Origin of the sequence: Dyadobacter psychrophilus, from assembly GCF_900167945.1 — a bacterium.
GTDB lineage: Bacteria > Bacteroidota > Bacteroidia > Cytophagales > Spirosomataceae > Dyadobacter > Dyadobacter psychrophilus.
Window position 1 is genome coordinate 342466 of the sequence record NZ_FUZA01000004.1, and the last position, 22696, is coordinate 365161.

A 22696-nucleotide genomic window follows, 5' to 3' on the forward strand; every position below is an offset into this window, starting at 1 on the left:
TACATTGATCAATTAATTAAATTACTATTTCTTCCTCTTCTTTTTCGAAGTGGAAACGGTTGGTTCTGCGGTTGACTTGGTAAGGTCTGCGATTCTGATATTTCTGAATTTCAGTTCAGAGCCGTGGCCCAGGAAGCCTAAATGTCCGCTTGTGCGCTTCAATCCCGGATGTTCTTTGTGGTCCACTGTTCCGTTTTTGCTTGCTTCGGCCAAGTCCCCGTCCAGAATGACGGTGCCGTTTAAAGTTACTTTGATCTTGGAACCTTGTACGCGAACTTCTTCATAATTCCACTCTCCCATTGGCTTTAAAAAGCCTCTTTTCGCAGGGATAATGCCGTATGCGGAACCGTGATATTGATATTCGTGCAGATCTTTATATATGTCGGCGTCGTTGTCCAGGATTTGGATTTCAGTTCCTACATAAGCAGCGTCGCCTTCCATAGGTGTCCTGATTCCCAAGCCGTTATTGGCTCCTGGTGTCAATTGGAATTCGAAACGGAAGTCGAAATCGCTGTATTCGTCTTTGGTATATAAATTTCCTTTTCCGCCTTTCTTTGGATCGACAACCAATGCGCCGTTTTCAATAAAATAATCGGTGCGGTTTCCTACCCAGTTGAACATATCTGTTCCGTCGAATAGTACTTTAAAGCCTTCTTTCTTCTCAGCTTCCGACAATGTAAATGGTTCCGGACGAGCAATTTCGCGCACATAAACATCCCGGTAATTGATCTGATTTCCATGTGCCTGCAATTCGATCTGCTCTTTTGCGAAAATAGGCAGGTTGCGGTCCCAGTAATTTTCCAGGATCACATTATCCACTACATTCTCACCATTCAAGTCAACAGAAACACGGTCGCCGATCATAGTAATGTGGAAAGTGTTCCAGTCGCCAATGGCATTGTCGGCCAGTTTGGAAGGTTTGCTTGGATTTTTCTGATTGTTATATAATCCGCCGGAACCCACCTGCGCGCCTACGCTCACACGTGACGTATCCCAGATCTGCACCTGAGGCGTCCCGCGCAAATATACGCCAGCGTCGCCGTCTTTTTGGATTTTCCAATCCACAAACATTTCAAAGTCACCATATTGCTTCACGGTTGCAAGGTTATCGCCATGTCCCGAGAAAACCAGTTCCCCGTCTTTGGCATACCAATCCTTATTCGCAGCTTCGTCGGCCTTTTTTTGTTTGTAGGCCAAACTGTCGGCGCTCATTTTTCCGCGTGCGATCGGGTTTTCAACCAAACCTTTCCAGCCAGAAAGATCTTTTCCGTTGAACAATGCTACGAAACCTTCATCTTTTGGCAGTTCAGACAAATGCCTTTTGATCGACTCTCTTTGATACTCAGCATCTTTTCCTTTCAGCACAGACGAAGTTTTCGCTAGCAGCTCACGAATTTCTGCACTGTAAAAGCCCTTGTTTGAAAGCGCAATGGACATAACAGCTTGTGCAGCGGCTTGCTCTGTCGCAGGATTATCGAGATATTTTCCTGCAAAAAGTAATGCATTGAATGTTCTCAAACGGGGCAGCTCTTTGAGGATCATTTCTTTTTGCATATCCGTTTTGGCCAAAGCCATCGCTTCCCGAAGCATAAGAACCTTATTAGCAGGCGTTTTGGTTGACTTTGTAGCGGCAGAAACATAACCTGACAATGCCGAGTTAAACTCATCCGCATCCGATGTCTTTTTTGCAATTGCCAAAAGCTCATTCGCAACACTCGCATCAGACCACGAAGCCAATGCGGCAATGGCAGCCTTTTTCGATTTTGCATCGCCACTATTATATGCAGAAACTACCGCATTTGCCGCTGTTCTGCCTCCTATGCTCGCCAGAACGGCCAGGTAGTTCGACTGTTTGTCGGCCGGAGAAGCTTGCATTTGTTTCAAGATCGCATCTGTTTGCGCCTTTGTGTCGCCATTTCCTTTCACGCCCGCAGCCACCGCTTTTTGGATGGCGGCCATTTGATCTGCATCACTCACCGTGTTGAGCAGGGTGTACATTTGCGACAGATCATTCGTAGTAGTCAGCGATTTTAAAGCCGTGTAAGCGGATTTAGAGACCTCTGCATTCGGGCTTTTGAGCAATGCAAACACATTACTCAGCTTAGAGCTGGCTTCGCGTGCGGCCAGGACGTCAATGGCGGCTGACTGTGCCGCTGCTGGAAGAGTGGGTAATGCTGTGGCCAATTGGTTCACAACTGCATCTCCTTTAATGGTTAACAAGCTGCTTTTAACCGCAGCAACTTCATCCGCATTTGCAGTTTTCAGCACATTGATCAAACCCGGAAGACTTTTTTTCTGACCAATTTTTCCAGCGGCCCAAATCGCGGCGATTTTTACTTTGCTATCTTTGGAAGTCAACGATTTCTGGATTGTGGGCAAAGCATCCAGGGAATTGGCGTGGCCCAGCATTGTAATAATTTCAGCCTGCACTTCCGGTTTGGCCTTTTTCAGGGCATTAAGCCATGGCGTCGTGCCGTCTGCCATCAGGTATTTTTGGCCTAATTTCAATGCCGCGATCCGATATTCGGGATCCGCGCTTTGCAATGCATTCACCAGCGCGGGAACGGATTCACGTTTTTTAATGTCTGAATAAATTTTTAAAGCCGATGACCGTGTAGGCGTTTGCTTTACGTCCGGCGTGGTTTTGAGCAATGCCAATGCAGCCTTTTCTGCCGCAGCAGCGTTTCCATTTTCAGCTAACCGAGCCAGATATTTAAGATAAACGGCCGTTGCGTCCGATTCATCATAACCGAAATTTGCCTTTTGCGCGGCAGCCAGTAAAATTTGTTCAGAAGAGGGAGCGCCGATTTCCGAAAGCGCGAACAAGCTTACTTTGCGCAAAAGCAAATCTTCATTCACTGCCGATTTTTCAATGACCGAAGCTGCTTCCTTGTAACGTGCACCACCCAATGCTTCAATAATCGCTATTTGCGTGCTTTCAGGGGCGCCTTCTAAACTTTGCAACAACGCAGCACCGGCAGCAGGAGAACCGATTCTTGCCAATGTTCTTGAAGCCGGACCAGCAAGTCTTTCATCTTTTAAATAGGATTTTAAAACTTCAACAGATTCGTCCTTTCCGACAGTCTGTAATTGATATATCAGGAAATTCTTACTGTCGGGATCGCTTACTTTGGACAACGCTTCTCCATAAGCCTCCGCTGCTATTTTGCGAAAATCTTCTTTGCCTGCCTGTGAAACATAATAAGTGAACCCGCCGATTGCATACTGAATTTTGGTATTATCCCCTTTCCCCAGCGGTGTCAGCATGGATGCGATCTGCACCAGCCCCGGTTTGCCGAGCTGGCCGAGTTCTTCCATGTTTTTCTTTAATGCAGCTTCGTTCTGGGAAGGGAATTTGGACAGCAGTGCTTTGGCTTTGGTTGCCAGAGCATCGTCCGTTTGAGCCCATGCCTGCGAGATCAACATGCAGAGGGCAAGAATGTTATATAATTGTTTTTTCATGAATGGTCAAGGATGGAAATAAATGGATGCAGGTTTGAAATAACACGGATCAAATGGTCCATGGGCCGCGCATGGGCTGGTTAATCAATCGGTTTGCACCTTCATCATCGATAAATTCCTGCTTTTCGGGGTCAAATTTCAGGGAGCGTCCTAACCTCAGCGCTGCTAATCCCATGTTTACGATGGTGCACGAGCGGTGGCCGTTTTCTTCATTCAGCGCAAATTTTTTGCGGTTTTTGACAGCATCCACAAAGTCGGTCACTTGCGGTTCAGGATCTGGGAATGCGGCCAGTTTCTTTTCAAGATCAGGAATGTCGGACTGGAAATTTGGAAAAAGCTTTCCCTTCGGACCTTCAATGTAAGCCACTTTTTCGTCTTTTGCTTCGCCATCCAGCACGATCTGGCAGCCGTCTGCATAAGTGTAAGTGATTCGTCGCCAGGTTCCTACGGCTTCTGTATGTTGCTGGGGAGCGTCCACCTCCACGCTTACCGGGCTTGTATCATCTTTTCCCAGGAAATATTGGATCGGGTCAATGTAATGCTGCCCCATATCACCCAGTCCGCCACCGTCATAGTCCCAGTAACCACGGAACGTCTGGTGCACGCGATGCTCGCTATATGGTTTGTAGGGCGCAGGTCCCAGCCACATTTCATAATCCAGCTCCGCCGGAACGGGCTGCGGAACATTGTTTGTATTTCCCACCCAGTAAAATTTCCAGTCGAAGCCGGTGTGCTTGCTTACTGTCACTTTTAATGGCCAGCCCAGCAAGCCGCTTTGAACCAACTTTTTGATCGGTTTTACAGGCGTTCTCATGCCGTAAAAATTATCCTGAAACCTAAACCAGGTGTTCAAGCGAAAAATCCGGCCATGCTGCTGTACTGCCTCAACAAGCCTTTTTCCTTCGCCGATTGTACGGGTCATTGGTTTCTCACACCACACATCTTTTCCGGCGCGGGCGGCATCCGCGGCAATGATCCCATGCCAATGCGGCGGCGTAGCCACATGCACAATGTCTACTTCCGGAAGCTGGATCACTTCACGGTAATCGGAGAAGGTTTTTACGCCTTTATCCACCATTCCAACGGCTATATCGAGGTGTTTTTTATCCACATCGCAAAGTGCAACGACTTTGGTGCCAGCATAGGGAATGTGTCCGCGGCCCATGGAGCCGGTGCCGACGATAGCCTTGGTAAGCTGGTCGCTGGGGGCGATGAAACCTTTGCCCAGAACATGGCGGGGAACAATGGAAAAAGTGGCCAGCGTCGCCAGTGAGCCTTTGATAAAGGTCCGTCTGGACGCAGAAGTGCCCGTCTTTTCTTTCATTAGTTAAGGATGTTTAGGAAATTGAACTTGTTAAGTAGGGAGTGAATTTAGGATAATAATCAGAATGTAGCAAAGCAACCATTTGGATCAGAAACATTACCGGCAGATTACTTCATAATGGACCAGTATTTCCTTAAACATTCCTATAACTGCTTATAGCGGAATGTTTCCATGTTTTTTCCTTGGCAGGACATCTACTTTATTTTCCAGCATTTCAAAAGCCCGGATGAGCTTCTCACGCGTCTGGTCGGGATAAATCACTTCATCGATATAGCCCCGGAATGCAGCGCGATAGGGGTTGGTGAATTTTTCGGTATAATCTTCAATTTTCTCTTTCAGTTTTTCTGCTGGATCTTCTGCCTGTGCGATTTCGCGTTTGAAAATGATTTCTGCCGCACCGCTTGCACCCATCACAGCAATTTCTGCCGTAGGCCACGCGAAGTTCAAATCCGCGCCAATGTGTTTGGAATTCATCACATCGTAAGCGCCGCCGTAAGCCTTCCTGGTAATGACCGTAATGCGGGGAACGGTGGCTTCGCAAAAGGCATACAGCAATTTGGCACCGTTGGTAATGATCGCGTTCCATTCCTGGTCAGTGCCTGGTAAAAATCCGGGGACGTCCTCTAAAACCAGCAGCGGAATGTTAAAACTATCGCAGAAACGTACAAAACGAGCCGCCTTTTGGCTTGAATGAATGTCGAGCACGCCCGCAAGCACTGCGGGCTGATTGGCCACAATGCCAATGCTTCGCCCCGCAATCCGCGCAAAACCGACCACAATGTTCTCTGCAAAATTCTGATGGACTTCAAAAAAACTTTCCGGATCGGCAATTTCCGCGATCACTTCACGCATATCGTAAGGCTGATTGGCATTGTCGGGAATAATGTTGTTTAAAACAGGACGTGATTCATTTTGAGCCTCGTAAGGAACACCGGGCGCGTTTTCCTCGCAATTTTGAGGCATATAGCTCAACAGTTTTTTAATGTTCAGCAGGCATTCTACTTCATTGGGTGAAACAAAATGCGTAATGCCCGACTTGGTCGCATGCGTCATTGCACCGCCCAGCTCCTCAGCGGTAACCGTTTCATGGGTTACAGTTTTGACCACATTAGGGCCGGTCACGAACATGTAGCTCGTGTTTTCGACCATTAAAATAAAGTCGGTGATAGCGGGAGAATAAACCGCACCGCCCGCGCAAGGCCCCATCACAGCTGAGATTTGTGGAATGACGCCGGAAGCCAATGTGTTTTTGTAAAAAATATCCGCGTATCCAGCCAGCGAAAGCACACCTTCCTGAATCCTCGCACCGCCCGAATCATTCAAACCAATCACCGGAGCGCCGTTTTTCATGGCCAGATCCATGATTTTGCAGATTTTTTCAGCGTGCGTTTCAGAAAGTGAGCCGCCAAAAACAGTAAAATCCTGTGCGAAAACATAAACCAACCGGCCATTGACCTTACCATACCCCGTAACCACGCCATCGCCCAGATAATGTTCCTTATCGAGTCCAAAATCCTTGCTCCGGTGCATTACAAATTTCCCGATTTCCTCAAATGTGCCCTTATCGATCAACACCATGATCCGCTCGCGGGCGGTTAACTTGCCTTTTGCATGTTGTGCTTCAATTCTTTGCGCGCCTCCACCTAAATCGGCCTCGGCATTTTTCTGATCTAAAAGTTCTTTTTTTGAAGTCGCGGAAGATTCTGATCCCATGTAATACGGACGATATGGTTACATTTGTTCTTGTAGAGATTATAAATATAGGTCAATTTACTGATTCGGGAAATTATTGCAGCTTATGAGGCAGATCGGCTTGTGCGCGTTCATTTTAGCGGGACTTATCTATGGCTTTGAACAAACAGCACAGGCGCAATCCACCGGCGGGAGAAGTAAACTCGATTTTCTGCAATTGCCCGCCCAGGCAAAAAGCAATGCATTAGGCACTCATCATCTCACCATTTCGGGCAATGATCCTGCGCTATTTATCCAAAATCCCGCGCTGCTCGACTCTTCCAAAGCGGATAACGTTTCCATCAATCTGATGCCTTACCTGGCTGATACGCGGTTCGTGAATGCTGCATACGCGCGACGGGCACGCAAATCGGCTGGCGTTTGGGCGGTTGGCTTGCAATATCTTAATTACGGCACAATGGTGGAAACCGACGACATTGGCAATGTGATAGGAGAGTTCCGGGCGGCGGATTACGGTTTGTCGGCCGGGTATGGGCATAGCATCGGCGCTTTTACCGTTGGGGCAACATTGAAAATGGTAGGCTCATCGGTGCAATCGTATCATGTGTTCGGACTGGCGCTGGATTGGGGCGGAGTTTTCAAGCATCCGGAGCAGGACTTGACGGTGGGATTTGTTGTCAAAAATGTAGGGTTTGCAAAGCAAAACTATTCCGGCGCAAGCGATCCGACATTGCCTCTGGACGTCAGGCTGGGCTTAACATTCAAGCCTGAATATATGCCGGTCCGGGTTTCGCTTACCGCGCATCATTTGAACAGGTTTGATATGGTGTATAATGATCCGAACCTCTTCTTTACTTACGATGATAATGGCAATAAAATCCCGAGAAAAGTCGGCATAGCAGAGAAACTGGGACGCCATCTTTCATTGGGAGCGGAAGCATTGCTTCATCCCAATTTCCGGATTTTACTCGGTTATGACCATTTGCGCAGGCAGGAATTACGACTTTCCGACAGAGGCGCATTGGCTGGATTTTCCTTTGGCGCGTGGCTGCGGATCAAGCGATTTGAGGTGGGTTATGGTCGCGCGCAGTATGTTCCCGGCTTCGGAAGCAGCTCATTATCAATTGTTATGAATTTGAAAAATGGTTTTGTTAAAGAAGTTGGCAAAATTAAAGAGTAACCTCCCTACTCATTGTTCCAATATTAAGTTTTGTTCATAATTGCTTAACCTTCCGTTAAAATCATAGAGCTGCGGTTCGCCTAGTTTTGTTAAAAAACTATCTCACCATGGCGATGAATTTTAGCTCTATCCCCAAAAATGCCCTTACCGCGTTGGTTTGCGGCGCAATGACTTTTTCTGGCTGCATTAAGGATCACAATGATCCGCCCGTAGATTCTTCAAAACTCGTTAACCGGTCGGTTAACCCTTCCTTATTACGTTCGCTTCCTGGCTTTGAAGATCTGAAAATCACAACATTGATCAGCTCTGATGACGTTTTGCCTGAGTCTCCCGGTTTCATTTATGGCGCCCAGCCTGATGGCGGCGCATTTGTGAAAAATCCAAATGGGGAAGGTTTTGTGATGATCAACAACCACGAAATCCACTTCTCGGTGTCCCGCGTTTTTCTTGACAAAGAATTGAAACCTGTTAAAGGCGAATACATTGTGGACGCGGAAGGGGGACAATGGAGATTGTGTTCGGCAACATTGGCAACGCCGCAGGAACATGGTTTCGGGCCGTTATTCCTGACAGCAGGTGAAAGTAATTCTGAGTCGATGACGCATGCCATCGACCCTTTTGCACCGGCAGACAAGAAGAACCAGACAAGAACTGTAAGCGCTTTCGGAAAGTGGAACGCGGAGAATGCAGTGCCGCTTCCTAAGGATGCGTTTCCAGGAAAAACGGTAATCATTATTGGAGAAGATGACACGAACGGTCAGCTTGTGGCGTACGTTTCGGATGTGGTTGGAGATTTGAACAATGGTAAATTATATGCACTGCGCCGCACAAACCAGGAAAGTGTGGAAACGGATATGGTAAAAGGCCAGACTTACGACGTTGAATTTGTTCCTTTTGATAATGTAAAAACAAGCACTGGCGCGGAATTGCAAATGCAGACGGTTGACAAAAAAATGATCCAATTCGCGCGTGTTGAAGACATCGACTACCGTAAAGGTGGAAATGGCGTAGGAAGGGACATTTATTTTACAGCAACAGGTGTGAGCCAGGCTGATAAAATTACTCCTGTGGCTGGGAAAAACATGTGGGGCCGTGTTTACAACCTGAAATTTGATGAAACCAACCCATTGAAGGGCAAGTTGCAGATTATTATGGATGGAGAGGATAAGCCAGGCAGCTTCATCGTGAACCCTGACAATATCTGTGTAACCAAAAACTTCGTGTATGTGCAGGAAGACGGTGATTCATTCTACAAAAACAATGATCACGACGGTACGATATGGCAGTATAACCTGGCTACCAAGCAGAGCAAGGCAATGCTTCAAATGCACCACCGCAGGGAAGACCCAATGTTCAATGCGAAATACAACTCTGTGGCAAACAACTCATTGAGCACCTGGGAATACGGCGCAATGATCGATATTTCGGACGTTGTCGGCATTCCGGAAACCTTCATGATCAACCTGCACCCGCACACGTGGCAGGACGAAAAATACAAAGGCGCTGACGGCAGCGGCATTTCTACAAATAAAGAAGGCGGACAAACAGTGATCGTTCGCGGAATTCAGCAATAACACATCTCAGCAAGCTTATAGAAGGCCTTTTTCGGAGGGCCTTCTATCATTTTTTAGCCATGAAAAATATTGTCTTCGCGGTTTTCGCGGGCATTCTCATTTCTATTCTTAATTCCTGTGCGCCCGAAAAGCAGCCGCATGAAATGGTGAATGAAAAATTTGTCTCGGATCTGGATTCGCTGATTTTGCTGAATGACGGATTCTTGAAAACCGTCCGGTCCAAGCCCGGCGCTGAAACATTGCAGAAGGAATTCTTAAAGCTTCGGTTGCAGTATAAGAAAGTGGAGGCATTTGCAGAATACTTTTTCCCGACAACCGTCCGGATGATCAATGGCGCTCCGCTGGATGAGATTGAGGACGAGGAGAATGCTGTTTTTGAACCGGGGGGCTTGCAGGTGATCGAGGAGTTAATTTATTCGGATGAGCCCGTTGATCAGGAAGAACTCGTGCGGCATTCACGTAAAATGCAAGTGAATGTAAAGCGGATCAAGACATTATGGGCAGACATCCGCATCACGGATTCGCATGTGATGAATGCGTTGCGACTTGAAATGTTTCGCCTGATCAGCCTTGGCATATCCGGTTTTGATACGCCTGCTTCGGGCAATGCTCTGGCGGAAAGCGAGGTGGTTATGCAATCTTTTCGGCATTATGCGCAATTTTATAAGCCGGCCTTGCCAGAGTATGTGACGCTGGACAGCCTTGCGACCAGAGCCAGTTCCTTTTTGAAACAAAACAACAGTTTTAATGCTTTTGACCGCGCCGCTTTCATTGTGGACTATATCAATCCGCTTTGCCGCTCTTTGCACAAGAACCAGCAGTTGGCGGCCATTCCTTTCATGAATGATCGCAAATTACTGAATGGCAATGCGGCTACAATTTTTGATACGAATGCTTTTAATCCCGAGGCGTTACTTGCGGACGTAAAATTTAGCGCCACGGCGGATCGCATTGCGTTAGGGAAGGCATTGTTCTACGATAGCCGCATTTCGGGTGACGGGAAAACAAATTGCGGCTCCTGCCATCAGCCGGATAAGGCTTACGCGGACGGTTTAAAAACGAGCAAAGGTTTTGATAATAAGTTTGTTAGCCGCAATGCGCCTTCGATTATGTATGCTTCGTTGCAGCAGGCGTTGTTTTACGATTTGCGTGCACCTTCACTGGAAGACCAGGCTGCGGACGTGATCCATAATAAGCTTGAAATGCACGGTTCTATGGATGAGGTCGCTAAATTAGTGGCGACAGATGAAAACTATAAGCGTGATTTCAGAAAAGCATATCCTGAATTGACTGTTATTAAGCCCGTATACATTCAAAATGCAATGGCGGCTTTCGTAAGGTCTTTAAATCCGTTCAATTCGCCTTTTGATAAATTCATGCGCGGCGATAAAAAGGCGCTAACCGACCAGCAAATTGCAGGTTTTAATGTTTTTATGGGCAAAGCCAAATGCGGCACTTGTCATTTTGTGCCGCTATTCAATGGCACCGTTCCGCCTGATTTTCAGCGCACAGAATCTGAGGTTTTGGGTGTGACAGTTAATGCGAATTGGAAAAATCCCGTGTTGGATATTGATCCCGGAAGAGGCGTGCATGATCAGTTTCCGCAATGGAAAAATGCATTTAAAACCAGCTCGGTGCGAAATATCGCAAAAACCGCTCCGTACATGCACAATGGCGCCTTCGCTACTTTGCAGGAAGTGATGGAATTTTACAATGAAGGCGGCGGAGCCGGACTTGGGCTGAATGTGCCGAATCAGACGCTCGCAGCAGACAAACTAAACCTGACAGAAAACGAGATCGCTAATGTGATTTCTTTTATGGAAGCATTAACGGATGCACCCGAATGATCACGCAATGACTTTTCCCTGATCAAGTCGCAACGTTTTGGTAACACAGCTTGGAATTTCGTGAGGGTAATGTGAAACGTAGATCAATGTGCGCTCAGGCGTGTCGCAAATGGCATCGACCACTGCTTTGAAATACTCAATCGAATCCGTGTCAAGGCCCTGGCAAGGTTCGTCGAGGATCAGTAAGGGTGGATTTTTTACCAATGCCCTCGCCAGCAAAACCATGCGCTGCTGTCCTTTGGAGAGTTCTGAAAAGTTCTTGTCAATCAAATGATCCACATGCAATAAGGCTGCTACTTCATGCACTCGCTCCGTTTGCGGCGCTGTTAACTTCTTGAAAAATACGCCGGTCGCATCGAAAAAACCAGATGCGATTGTTTTGAAAACAGTAGTATTTCTCGGAAAGTAAAGATGTAATTCAGGAGAAACGTGCCCAATTTTTTGTTTAATATCCCAAATAGAAGCACCAATCCCGCCTCTCTTTTTATCAAATAAATCGTAATCGTTGGCAAAACGTTGTGGATTGTCGGCCGTAATAATGCTCAGCAATGTTGATTTTCCAGAACCATTAGGACCTGAAAGCGCCCATTTTTCGCCTTTGGCAATTTTCCAGCTGACATTATCTAATATAGGCTGCTCATGATAACGAACATTGATATTTCGCAAATCAATGGCATACTCAAAATCAATGTGTTGCGGCTGTCCGAAATGGGCCAGTTTCGCAGGATCGGGTTTAGGGTTAAATGCGTGAACTGCGAATTCTGCTCTGTAATCTGCCACATCAAAGCTTCCTGAAACGCGGCCATTATTCAATTCAAGGACATTCGTAATGCAAGGCGGAATTTCTGTGGCCGTTGTCGCCATAACGATGGTTACACCGGATTGAGCCAGCTCGCTCAGCGCATTGCGCAGCACTTCCCTCGAATGAACATCCAATCCGCTGAATGCATTATCAAGAATCAGTATCTCAGGTTTTTTCAATAGGGATTTTGCCAAAAGCATCCGCCTCGTTTCTCCGTTGGACAGCGTAACAAATGGATGATCAAGCAGATGTGTGATGGATAAAAGCGCAGAGACCTTATCTAAATCTTCCTTACTCACCGTTGCAGGGCTAAGCGTTACGGAGTTGTCATTCACCGTCCCCACAGGTTTTAATTGATCCGTCAAAATAGCTCGCACGGAAGGTGCGCGCTCGCTTTCGTATGCATGAAAACGCTGCTGGTAATATTCCGCGCCGGCACTTACAATGCGGTTAAAAGAATAGTCATTGGAAACGAACTCGATGGCCTGCCGCAATGGCGCCTTCAAATTATAGCTGATCGCACCTTTTGAAACCGGCCACTTCCCGGCAATCACATCGAGGAGGACTGTCTTTCCAGAACCATTAGGGCCAATAATTGCCCAATGTGCGCCGGGCTCGACGTTCCAGTTAATATCAGATAAAACAGTGGTGTCGTATTTGCGGGCAGCAACGCCCACGAGAGAAATAAGTGTCATGAAATGCCAATCAATGAGCAGGCAAAGATAGTGGGTCGGCGCTTATTGGGGTAGATTATCGAAACTTAGTTTGCAGATTAAGCATTTGAATTTAATGCTCAATCTGCAACTTCAAGGTTAATTAATGATGAAATTCCATATTGAACTCCTTGACCATTGCGGTTGTGAATGCAGATAGGTCGTCTGTTGTGCGGCTGGTTATCAGGCCGTTATCAGTTACCACTTCCTGGTCTATCCATCTTGCTCCTGCATTCTCAAGATCGTGCCGGATTGAGGCATAGGACGTCATTACGCGGCCCAGAACAACATCTGCATCGATCAGGATCTGCGGGCCGTGACAAATGGCAGCGACAGGTTTTCCGGACGAAAAAAACGATTTTACGAATTCCACCGCACGGAAGTTCATCCTGAGCGCATCCAGGCCTAGCACACCGCCAGGCAACAATAATGCGTCATAGTAATCTGCCCGTGCCAATGTAAGCGGAACGTCCACGTTATGTCTCTCACCCCAGTCCAGATGGCTCCAACCTCTAACAACATTTTTATTAGGGGAAATGAGATGAGTTGTTGCACCTTTCTGATTTAGGACTTTTCTGGGACAGGTCATTTCGACCTGCTCAAATCCATCGGCAACCAGAATGGCTACTTTGAATGAATTTAATGACTGTTCCACGGGATTTATATAAAATTAAAGGGTTAGATTATTCAGATAATAAATTGAACAAAAATTATGCCAAAATGTTAATCCTTCATTAGCCAGCATTTATATATTTCCATGTTGAGATCGCGCAACAGGTGTGGTGTGGATTTAAAAAATTGCGATCCCAGCCCTAAAACAAAACGAGCGGCATTGCTGCCGCTCGTTCAAATATAATTATTCTGTGATTAGATCTCTACATTACCGACGTTCTCGAAGATCAGGTCACCCTTTGAGTTCAGCTCCATCATGATCACCGAATCCCTGGCAACTTGTCCGCTTAATATGCCTTTGGACAACTCATTCAAGATCTTGCGCTGCATAACACGTTTCAAAGGACGTGCGCCAAATGCGGGATCAAATCCATCCTCGCCCAGTTTCGCCAGCGCTTCGTCTGTAGCGTCGAGTGTGATGCCTTGTTCTTGCAGCATTTTCTGAATTCCTTTAAACTGAATGTCAACGATCTTGCGAATGTTTTTCAACGTAAGCGGTTCAAAAAGCACGATCTCGTCGATCCGGTTTAAAAATTCAGGTCTTACCGAAGCTTTCAGCAAGTCCAGAACCGCTTGTTTGGCTTCTTCTACGACCAGCGTATGGTTCCAGCCTTCGTCTTCTGCAAACTTCTCCTGAATAATGTGGCTTCCAATGTTGGAAGTCATGATGATAATGGTGTTCTTAAAGTTTGCAACACGGCCTTTATTATCAGTTAAACGACCTTCGTCCAGCACTTGCAAAAGAATGTTCCAGACATCCGGATGGCCTTTCTCAATTTCATCCAGCAAGATCACGCTGTAAGGTTTGCGACGAACGGCTTCGGTTAACTGTCCGCCTTCATCATAACCGACATATCCCGGAGGCGCTCCTACGAGCCTGCTTACGGAGTGGCGTTCCTGATATTCACTCATGTCGATCCGTACGATCGCATTTTCGTCGTTAAACAGATATTCCGCAAGTGTCTTGGCCAGTTCGGTTTTTCCCACACCGGTTGGTCCCAGGAAAAGGAAACTGCCGATCGGGCGTTTTGCATCTTGTAAACCAGCCCGGCTGCGCCTTACGGCATCGGCAACCAATTCAATAGCTTCGTCTTGTCCCGCAACGCGGTTATGCAAATGATCTTCAAGCTGTAACAGTTTTTCCCTGTCGCTCTGCAGCATTTTGCTGACCGGAATGCCAGTCCATTTGGCAACCACTTCTGCAATATCTTCCGGGGTAATTTCCTCTTGCATCAGGCTCGCCGAATCTTCTGATTGCTGCAATTCATTTAGTTTATTCTGCACCTCAGGAATGCGTCCATAACGGATCTCGGCCACTTTGCCAAATTCACCTGCGCGCTCTGCCTGTTCGGCTTCGAGGCGTAATTGTTCGCTTTGCTCTTTTAATGTGCGAACCTCGTTTACCTTGCCTTTTTCATTCTCCCACTGTGCTTTCAGCGTATTCCTTTCGTCACTGAGATCCGCTATCTCTTTGTTGAGCACGGTTTCCTTGTCTTTATTATTCTCACGTCTGATCGCCTCGCGCTCAATTTCAAGCTGCATAATGCGGCGATTCAACTCGTCGAGTTCCTCCGGAACGCTGTCCATTTCCAGGCGCAGTTTTGAAGCCGCTTCGTCCATTAAGTCAATGGCCTTATCGGGCAAGAAACGGTCGCTAATGTAACGGTTTGACAGTTCAACAGCGGCAATGACCGCGTCATCCTGTATCCGCACGCCATGGTGCAACTCATATTTTTCCTTAATACCCCTCAAAATGCTGATCGCGTCGGGAATATCTGGTTCATCGACCATTACAGCCTGGAAACGACGTTCCAAAGCCTTGTCTTTCTCCATATATTTCTGATATTCCTTTAATGTTGTGGCACCGATTGCATGCAATTCACCGCGTGCAAGTGCAGGTTTGAGCAGGTTAGCAGCATCCATTGCGCTTTCTCCACCACCGCCTGCGCCAATTAAAGTATGTATCTCATCAATGAAAAGGACAATTTCGCCTTCTGAATCGGTCACTTCTTTGATAACCGCTTTCAGCCGTTCCTCAAACTCACCCTTATATTTGGCACCCGCGATCAAAAGCCCCATATCCAGGGATACAATGATCTTCGATTTGAGGTTTTCGGGAACGTCGCCTTGTACAATGCGTTGTGCCAGTCCTTCTACAATAGCGGTTTTACCCACACCGGGTTCACCTAATAATATCGGGTTATTTTTTGTTCGCCTGCTCAAAATCTGTAAGACGCGGCGAATTTCCTCGTCCCTGCCGATGACAGGGTCAATTTTACCGGCTTTCGCCAATTCATTTAAATTTTTGCTGTATCGTTCCAGTGAGCGATACTTAGCTTCTGCATTTTGATCTTTCACGGGATTATTTTTACCTCTAAGTTCTTTGATTGCATTAATCAGGTCATTTTCCTTGAAGCCAACTTCTTTCATCAGCGTTGCTGTGGAATCTTTTCCAGCCAGGATGCCAAGAACAAGTAGTTCAATGCTTATAAATTCGTCGTTAAATTCTTTGGTATAATGTTGCGCTTTGGCACTCGCAGCAGCCATATCATTGCCCAGATAGGGCTGGCCACCGCTTACGCGCGGATATCCCTCCAATATCTTTTCCAGACGATTGTTCAAAATGTCCGGGCTGATATTGAGCTTGTTAAGTAAGAATAGCGAAGTGTTAGGGTCTTCTTCAAGAATTGATTTCAGGACATGACCCGTTTCAATGGCCTGTTGCTGGTTTCCCTGGGCCATTTGCGCAGCATGTTGTATAATCTCCTGCGCCTTAATTGTATATTGGTTGAAGTTCATGGAGATGATTGCTTTGTTCTACATCATCTCATGAAAAATCACATGCCTGATCAGAAAGTCTGAAATTTTGGCATTAAAAGGTTGGAAAAATAAATTTTCAGGACAAAATGTCCATTATATTCAGAGGTCCGTCTGCGTTTTCAGCAGGTCTTCCAGGGTTTCACGTCTTCTGATGAGTTTTGCCTCTGCCTGATCCACCAATATCTCTGCGGGCCTTTGCCTTGCATTATAATTGGAGCTCATCGTAAATCCATAAGCACCTGCATTTAAAAAGGCAAGCAGGTCCCCAGCCTTCACTTCCGGCAATGTGCGATCGGTCGCGAATGTGTCCGTTTCGCAGATATAACCGACAACATTATAGGTTTTTGGCTCACCGGCGGGATTGGAAACATTTAAAATGTGATGATATGAGCCATACATCATGGGCCGGATCAGGTGATTTAATCCCGAATTAACGTGAACAAAATTCCGGGCTGGATCTTCCTTTACAACGGTTGCATTCACCAATAAATAGCCCGATTCGCTAACAAGAAATTTGCCTGGCTCAAACCAAAGCTGTAATTCCCTCCCGTATTCACTGCAAAACTTTTTGAAACGCTCAGAAATTTTTCTTCCCAACAAATCCATGTCCGTGATTTGATCTCCTGGCAAATAGGAGACCTTGAAGCCGCCTCCCAAATCCACTATTTCAAGATCAGGGAAATGTTTGGCTGTTTCGAAAAGGATATCCGCGACTTTCAGGAATGGCTCGGCATCCTTAATGTCTGATCCCGTATGCTGGTGCAAACCGATGATCTTGATATCGTATTTTTTGACAACTTCGAGGATTTGATCCAACAGTAAAACTGAAATTCCAAACTTGGAATCAGCATGAGCCGTCATGATTTTGGCATTGCCGCCCGCTGCAACATTGGGTTTTATTCTGATCAGGCACGGCTTGGTGTTTCCATAAGTTTGTCCAAACCATTCGAGTAACGGAATGCTGTCCACATTTACAATCGCGCCCGCGTCCACTGCCTCCCGAACTTCTTCAAAAGGAACTCCGCTTGGTGTAAATGTGATCTGACTGGCTGAGTATCCGGCTATTAAACCCATTTCCAGCTCTCCCGGCGACACAACATCCAGCTCCACACCAATTTCACGCATTAACCGCAAAATCGACAGATTTGTATTCGCTTTACAAGCATACTTAATCTTCATGTTAATGCCTGGAAAAGCGTGTTGCAATTCCTGAACTTTACGCCGGATCGTTGCACCGTCGTAAACATAAAGCGGGCTGCCGAATTTTTCTGTGAAATGATGAGGATCAATGTTTTGAATCGAATATGTATTTTGATCGGAAAGTTGCATGGAGCAATGTAATGGATTGACGAAAGAAGATTTATGTGTTTTTGAAAGGGCTTACTTACAGTATTTGTCGAGATAAACGGCCATTTCCTGTTGAAGAAGCTGCGCCTCGTGTTTCGCTTTTTGTGCAAAATCAACACCGCTTCCGGCGTAAATAATGCTGCGGGACGCGTTCACAAGAAGTCCGCAGTGTGCATTCATGCCAAACCTGGACAACTCTTCGAGATTTCCACCCTGCGCGCCCACACCCGGAACGAGCAAAAAATGATCCGGAATTATGGTCCTGATTTTTTCAAATTCAGCGGCTTGCGTAGCGCCTACGACGTACATCATACGATCGGCGCCGGCCCAGTTTTGCGAAATTTTAAGAACATGTTCATATATATGCGTGCCATCAGCTTGCAGCCGTTGAAAGTCGCCACTGCCGGGATTGGAGGTCAATGCGAGCAGGATCACCCATTTGTTTTCAAATTCGAGAAATGGGATCACGGAGTCGCTTCCCATGTAGGGAGCAACGGTAACCGCGTCAAATTCAAGGCCGGAAGCCGAAGGGTCAAAGAATGTTCTGGCGTAAAGGCCGGAAGTGTTTCCAATGTCGCCCCGTTTTGCGTCTGCAATTGTAAAGTGACTTTTGGGAATGTATTCAATGGTTTTTTGCAAACTTTCCCAGCCTTTTGAACCGGATGCTTCGTAGAATGCAATATTGGGCTTATAGGAAACGCAAAAGTCCGCAGTGGCGTCAATGATCTGCTTATTAAACTCGAAAACAGGATCAGCCGTTTTACTCAGATGCGCAGGGATTTTCCTGATGTCTGTGTCAAGGCCTATGCATAAATAGGATTTTTTCTGGGAAATTTGTTCAAACAGCGCTTCGTACGTCATGATTTCGGAAATAATGCGCCGAAATTACAACCTCTATCAATAGATTCATAAATTTGTTCCAAGATTCAGAGTTCCCATTACCAACCAACAGAAATAATATTTTATGCAGATTCGCGAAACTTCCATTGCAGGATTAGTTGAACTTACCCCACGTGTTTTTCATGATGATCGTGGAATGTTTTTTGAATCTTATAACGAACAGATATTTAAGCAGTTGGGTTTGCCGACCAATTTTGTACAGGACAATCAATCCTTTTCTAAAAAAGGCGTGGTAAGGGGGTTACATTTTCAGAAAGCTCCTTTCGCGCAAGGCAAGCTTGTTCGTGTTATTTCTGGTAAGGTGCTGGATGTTGCAGTGGACATTCGCCCGGAGTCGCCAACATTCGGCAAATATGAAATTTTCGAACTAAGCAGCGAGAAAAACAACATTGCTTACGTTCCCGAAGGTTTTGCGCACGGTTTTGTTGCATTGGAAGATTCGATTTTCTCTTACAAATGCACAAATATCTATAATAAGGAATCTGAGTCAGGGATTTTATGGAATGATGAGGACCTGGCGATCAACTGGGGGATAGCGGATCCAATTGTTTCGGATAAAGACGCGATCCTGCCTACGTTCCGGTCTATTTTCGGCGATCTTAAAAGGAGCTGATCCCGAAGAGATGCGGGCTTTATTTTTCAAATAGTTCTTCCAGTGCTTTTGAGGCAACTTTCCTGGCTGAATTCGGATTTTGTCCGGTAATCAGCCTTTCATCCATTTCAATGAATTCCATAAAAGGGATCATTGATTTGGTGTAATGTGCACCGCGTTCCTTCAATTTGTCTTCTAAATAGAACGGCACTTCACTTACAAAGCTCATTAAGGCTTCTTCTACATTGGAAAAGCCGGTCACATATTTGTCTTGAATCAGAAACGATCCATCGGAAAGTTTCACATTCAGCAGGCCGCAAACGCCGTGGCACACCGCGGAAACCATTCCGTTGCGTTCGTAGATATTTCTTACAATGTCTTGTAAAACTGTGTTCTCAGCCAGGTCCCACATGGCCCCATGCCCGCCAGCGAAATAAATGAGGCGGTAATCGGCTGGATTAATTTGAGTAGGGGACAGGGAATTATCTAGCTTAGCCCTGAAAGAAGCGTCTTCCCAGTATTTTGCATTGCATTCATCTTTCAATTCCAGGCTGCGTTCGTCGATCGGAATTTTGCCGCCCAAAGGGCTCACAATATCCATCAAAACCCTGCGTTTGGCCATTACATCATAAAAATAGGTCAGTTCACTCAACCACAAACCTGTTTTTCCGGCTTTGGTAGGGAATGCTTCATGATTGGTGCAAACGATGAGGACTTTCATAAGATCTTCCGAAGTTACTGGCTGAAAGATAAATAAAATCAAATGAGATTCCAGCTGAAAAAAAGAATGACATGCACTGGAATGCATGTCATCTTTGAAGAACTGCGATATGAAGAAGGGTTTTTAATTCAATAGTTGGTTTTTATAAGCAAATGCAACCGCTGCTGCTGTGCTTTTGGTGCCGGTTTTTTCTAAAACGCGTAATCTGTGACCTTCAACCGTCCTTACGCTGATGAAAAGCTTATCGCTGATTTCTGCCGTTGAGAAGCCGTCGCATATCAATTGAAGCACTTCCTTTTCTCTTGAAGATAGGGCAACGTTGCAGGCGTTCGGAAAGAATGGATGCTTGTTAACCTGCCTCGTAACCATTTTTCGGTGCATGGCTTTGGAAACGAAGTCGTTGTAATAAAAACCGTCCTCATCAACCCGGCGAATGGCTTTTTCAACTTCGTCCGGACTTGTATCCTTTAACAGATAACCCTGAACACCTTTTTCGAGCATGTGGATCACGAAACGGTCCTCATTATACATCGAAACCACGATCACTTTAATGTTAGGAAATCTTTCGAAAGCGGCTTCAGTGGCCTGAATGCCATCCATAACCGGCATTTGCAGATCCATAAATACGATATCAGGTGTATTAGCCGGCAAACGATCTAGTAATTCCTGGCCATTGGCCGCTTCCAGTACAAATTCGAAATCGGGAATGCCGCTCAGCATGGAAATAAATCCCTTCCGGAACAATTCATGATCGTCGGCTATTCCCAGTTTTAAGGTTTTCATATTGATTTAAATGTTCACGCGCTCACGACGGAATGGATGCAAAGGTTCCGGTTTGCTATCTGAAACCGGCATCATAGGAATCTGTGCAAATGCACTTGCGCCGCCTTTTTCGGGTTTTTCATATTGAACTGTTCCATTAACAATAGCCAGCCGGCTTTCAATTCCAAGTAATCCAAGTCCGGCGAGATTGTTTTCTTTAATTTTTTCGGGATCGAACCCTACGCCGTTGTCGGTCACTTTCAAGCCGATCATCTGGTCATTGATTTCCAGCCTGATGTCAATTTTCGAGCAGCTGGCATGCTTGATCGCATTATTGACCAGTTCCTGCATAATGCGGTAAAGCGTAAGTTCAAGTTTCTGGCCCTGGCGCGGAAAGTCGTCCGTGTTGGCCTGAAAAGTAATGGCGAGGTTGTTATCTTCTTCTAATTTATGGATAAATTCTTCAATAGCCTCCATCAAGCCAAACCTTTCCAATGTTGTTGGCACCAGATCACGCGTGATGCGCCTTACGTGTAGGATGGTTTCTTCCACAAGCGTCTGCGATTTCTTCATAATCTGGTCTTCTTTCTCATTTCCGCTATTTCCGACCATTTTACTAAGTTGGTTAAGGCTTAGCTTTGTAAGAGAGAGCATTGTTCCGATATCATCGTGCAAATCCTGCGCAATGCGGCGTCTTTCTGTTTCTTCCGAATTCAACGCGGTGTCGAGTAACAGGCGATTGTAATTTTTTTCAATGTCGCTGATCCGCTTTTCTTCCTCGAACCGTCTTTTTTGATAATACATCACGAATGAGATCATGCAAAATGCCATGGTCAACATTGCCAGTGAGGCAATGAGTAAAGCCCATTTCAACTCTTCACTGTTTTGCATAATCGGCCGCCGAAAAATGATAAATACCAACGCTAAACATTATGGCAGAAAGGATTTCGAAAATATATGGAATTATCCTCGTCACACCCAAGTCCAAAGAACCACTCCAAGTTGCAGTATAATGTAACGCTGGTGCAATAAATATAAAACTAGAATAATATAGCAGTAGCCCGGAACATACCCAAAAAAATGGGAAATTTAATAAGTTAGGAATTCTAAGAGACTTAATCAGTTCATAGAAGTAAAGTAAAATCCAGGAGTTTATCAGTACACCTTCGATAGTTTTAGAATAAAGGACTGCCCTATGATTATACAGATCCCTGATATTGGAGTTGGCATTGAAGATTTCCCAAATACAAAAGCTAGAAAATACTAACATTGAGTATACTACAATCTTTCTGGAATATGTTCCACTCAATTTATAGTAGAACATGCCACTGATCAAACAATAGTATAGCGGTATGCTCAAATTGTAATAGATAATGTTATTTTTCTGTAAAGCAGCTGAGTGGACCATGAAAATATCTATTGCAAATTTCAACAATAAATAAAATACAAGTAGTTTAAAAGAAGGGTCCAAATATGCTTTCCTGACAAAAATCAAAGTTAGAGGTAGCAAAGTTATAATTACAGCAAAACAAGGGACTGGTTTCTTTGCGAAGTAGATTGTAAGTGTTTCAAACATTTTCAATAACAATTCAATGATCTAACACTTATCTTATCAACGCGAAACTAACATTCATTTGGGCAAAGCGGTCCACCTTTCATGGCTTCTTTTTTAGCAGGCATATCCTTCATGCCTCCCAGGCGGGCAGTTGTGGTGAGGTCGTTTCCGTAGGCGTCCACCGGGATGAGAACGAGCCGGGATGTTGGCCTTTTCGTTCCTCTGCCGATAGCGGATTTCTGATCTGCTACAGTTTGCTCTTCCTCAGTAATGCCGTAGTAAACGCGGAACCCTACGCATGTTTCGCCGTGGATGCTCATTAATTCATTGAATGTATGTATCCCAAAAAACTCTGCTTTCACATAATTTTCACCACGAAGCGTGATTTCCTGCTCTCTTTTCTGGAAAGGTTCAGTAATTCTTAATGCTTGTTCAGCCGAGATCAGCTCTCCTTCTTTACCTGTAAATCTGCGTGAATCCATAAAAGGTATGTAAGATTTTTAAAATTTCTTGATATATGTAAATGTAACCCTCGAGCATCTCAACACCAAGCAAGTTTTAGTGTATTGAGTTAACGGTTTTTTAGTAAAATGCTGTATGTCAGTTGGTTTTGAATGCTGTAAAAGTAAAAACACGTAATTCTACCTACTACATTGGGGATTATTACCAAGGGCACTTTGCCAGTTACCTATTTTACAAATCAGGGGTTATAGCGCTAAAATGAAAGTGCCTT

Annotated in this window: 16 protein-coding genes; 4 read left to right on the forward strand and 12 right to left on the reverse strand. The window is 45.5% G+C overall.

Annotated elements, in window-relative coordinates; genetic code table 11:
• Positions 1-24: 24 nt before the first annotated feature.
• From B5X68_RS17420 to B5X68_RS17430, 3 genes are all read right to left on the reverse strand, one after another.
• On the reverse strand, positions 25-3462 hold the full coding sequence (locus B5X68_RS17420; protein WP_082216024.1) for a DUF1080 domain-containing protein: 3438 nt from the start codon (positions 3460-3462) through the stop codon (positions 25-27).
• A gap of 49 nt (positions 3463-3511) precedes the next feature.
• Positions 3512-4786, reverse strand: a complete 1275-nt coding sequence (locus B5X68_RS17425; RefSeq protein ID WP_082216025.1) for a Gfo/Idh/MocA family oxidoreductase — start codon at positions 4784-4786, stop codon at positions 3512-3514.
• Between the two features lie 153 nt (positions 4787-4939).
• Positions 4940-6499, reverse strand: a complete 1560-nt coding sequence (locus tag B5X68_RS17430) for an acyl-CoA carboxylase subunit beta (RefSeq protein ID WP_082216026.1) — start codon at positions 6497-6499, stop codon at positions 4940-4942.
• Positions 6500-6584: 85 nt separating this feature from the next.
• Here B5X68_RS17430 and porQ point away from each other — a divergent pair, with 85 nt between their 5' ends.
• The 3 genes from porQ to B5X68_RS17445 all read left to right on the forward strand — a co-directional run bounded on the left by porQ (position 6585) and on the right by B5X68_RS17445 (position 11079).
• Entirely contained in the window at positions 6585-7658 is a 1074-nt protein-coding gene (gene porQ, locus B5X68_RS17435; protein ID WP_082216027.1) for a type IX secretion system protein PorQ, read from the forward strand.
• Positions 7659-7765: 107 nt separating this feature from the next.
• Complete coding sequence (locus tag B5X68_RS17440; RefSeq protein ID WP_212568014.1) at positions 7766-9232, forward strand: PhoX family protein; 1467 nt, start codon at positions 7766-7768, stop codon at positions 9230-9232.
• A gap of 59 nt (positions 9233-9291) precedes the next feature.
• The gene (locus tag B5X68_RS17445) at positions 9292-11079 is read left to right on the forward strand and encodes a cytochrome-c peroxidase (RefSeq protein ID WP_082216029.1); all 1788 of its coding nucleotides are present in this window, start codon (positions 9292-9294) and stop codon (positions 11077-11079) included.
• On the opposite strand, the gene B5X68_RS17450 is transcribed toward B5X68_RS17445, so the two are convergent.
• The 5 genes from B5X68_RS17450 to pyrF all read right to left on the reverse strand — a co-directional run bounded on the left by B5X68_RS17450 (position 11080) and on the right by pyrF (position 18294).
• Positions 11080-12576: an ATP-binding cassette domain-containing protein gene (locus B5X68_RS17450; RefSeq protein WP_082216030.1), complete on the reverse strand. Its 1497-nt coding sequence runs from the start codon at positions 12574-12576 to the stop codon at positions 11080-11082.
• A gap of 121 nt (positions 12577-12697) precedes the next feature.
• Positions 12698-13249: a type 1 glutamine amidotransferase domain-containing protein gene (locus tag B5X68_RS17455; protein ID WP_082216031.1), complete on the reverse strand. Its 552-nt coding sequence runs from the start codon at positions 13247-13249 to the stop codon at positions 12698-12700.
• A gap of 212 nt (positions 13250-13461) precedes the next feature.
• A complete protein-coding gene (clpB, locus tag B5X68_RS17460) occupies positions 13462-16065 on the reverse strand; it encodes an ATP-dependent chaperone ClpB (protein ID WP_082216032.1) in 2604 nt (867 codons plus the stop codon).
• 120 nt (positions 16066-16185) lie between these two features.
• Complete coding sequence (gene lysA, locus B5X68_RS17465; protein ID WP_082216033.1) at positions 16186-17415, reverse strand: diaminopimelate decarboxylase; 1230 nt, start codon at positions 17413-17415, stop codon at positions 16186-16188.
• A gap of 51 nt (positions 17416-17466) precedes the next feature.
• Entirely contained in the window at positions 17467-18294 is an 828-nt protein-coding gene (gene pyrF, locus B5X68_RS17470; RefSeq protein WP_082216034.1) for an orotidine-5'-phosphate decarboxylase, read from the reverse strand.
• 103 nt (positions 18295-18397) lie between these two features.
• Here pyrF and rfbC point away from each other — a divergent pair, with 103 nt between their 5' ends.
• A complete protein-coding gene (rfbC, locus tag B5X68_RS17475; protein WP_082216035.1) occupies positions 18398-18946 on the forward strand; it encodes a dTDP-4-dehydrorhamnose 3,5-epimerase in 549 nt (182 codons plus the stop codon).
• Between the two features lie 19 nt (positions 18947-18965).
• Here rfbC and B5X68_RS17480 read toward each other — a convergent pair whose 3' ends face one another.
• From B5X68_RS17480 to B5X68_RS17500, 4 genes are all read right to left on the reverse strand, one after another.
• Positions 18966-19646, reverse strand: coding sequence for a type 1 glutamine amidotransferase domain-containing protein (locus B5X68_RS17480; RefSeq protein ID WP_082216167.1), 681 nt, complete (start codon positions 19644-19646; stop codon positions 18966-18968).
• A gap of 123 nt (positions 19647-19769) precedes the next feature.
• Complete coding sequence (locus B5X68_RS17485; RefSeq protein ID WP_082216036.1) at positions 19770-20429, reverse strand: response regulator transcription factor; 660 nt, start codon at positions 20427-20429, stop codon at positions 19770-19772.
• Between the two features lie 6 nt (positions 20430-20435).
• The gene (locus B5X68_RS17490; RefSeq protein WP_082216037.1) at positions 20436-21299 is read right to left on the reverse strand and encodes a sensor histidine kinase; all 864 of its coding nucleotides are present in this window, start codon (positions 21297-21299) and stop codon (positions 20436-20438) included.
• Positions 21300-22031: 732 nt separating this feature from the next.
• Entirely contained in the window at positions 22032-22445 is a 414-nt protein-coding gene (locus tag B5X68_RS17500) for a hypothetical protein (protein WP_082216039.1), read from the reverse strand.
• Positions 22446-22696: the final 251 nt, after the last annotated feature.

Excerpts from the sequence above, each read along its gene's own strand:
- B5X68_RS17420 (WP_082216024.1), bottom strand. The coding sequence starts at position 3,462 with ATGAAAAAACAATTATATAACATTCTTGCCCTCTGCATGTTGATCTCG.
- B5X68_RS17425 (WP_082216025.1), bottom strand. The coding sequence starts at position 4,786 with ATGAAAGAAAAGACGGGCACTTCTGCGTCCAGACGGACCTTTATCAAA.
- B5X68_RS17430 (WP_082216026.1), bottom strand. The coding sequence starts at position 6,499 with ATGGGATCAGAATCTTCCGCGACTTCAAAAAAAGAACTTTTAGATCAG.
- porQ (WP_082216027.1), top strand. The coding sequence starts at position 6,585 with ATGAGGCAGATCGGCTTGTGCGCGTTCATTTTAGCGGGACTTATCTAT.
- B5X68_RS17440 (WP_212568014.1), top strand. The coding sequence starts at position 7,766 with ATGGCGATGAATTTTAGCTCTATCCCCAAAAATGCCCTTACCGCGTTG.
- B5X68_RS17445 (WP_082216029.1), top strand. The coding sequence starts at position 9,292 with ATGAAAAATATTGTCTTCGCGGTTTTCGCGGGCATTCTCATTTCTATT.
- B5X68_RS17450 (WP_082216030.1), bottom strand. The coding sequence starts at position 12,576 with ATGACACTTATTTCTCTCGTGGGCGTTGCTGCCCGCAAATACGACACC.
- clpB (WP_082216032.1), bottom strand. The coding sequence starts at position 16,065 with ATGAACTTCAACCAATATACAATTAAGGCGCAGGAGATTATACAACAT.
- lysA (WP_082216033.1), bottom strand. The coding sequence starts at position 17,415 with ATGCAACTTTCCGATCAAAATACATATTCGATTCAAAACATTGATCCT.
- pyrF (WP_082216034.1), bottom strand. The coding sequence starts at position 18,294 with ATGACGTACGAAGCGCTGTTTGAACAAATTTCCCAGAAAAAATCCTAT.
- rfbC (WP_082216035.1), top strand. The coding sequence starts at position 18,398 with ATGCAGATTCGCGAAACTTCCATTGCAGGATTAGTTGAACTTACCCCA.
- B5X68_RS17480 (WP_082216167.1), bottom strand. The coding sequence starts at position 19,646 with ATGAAAGTCCTCATCGTTTGCACCAATCATGAAGCATTCCCTACCAAA.
- B5X68_RS17485 (WP_082216036.1), bottom strand. The coding sequence starts at position 20,429 with ATGAAAACCTTAAAACTGGGAATAGCCGACGATCATGAATTGTTCCGG.
- B5X68_RS17490 (WP_082216037.1), bottom strand. The coding sequence starts at position 21,299 with ATGCAAAACAGTGAAGAGTTGAAATGGGCTTTACTCATTGCCTCACTG.
- B5X68_RS17500 (WP_082216039.1), bottom strand. The coding sequence starts at position 22,445 with ATGGATTCACGCAGATTTACAGGTAAAGAAGGAGAGCTGATCTCGGCT.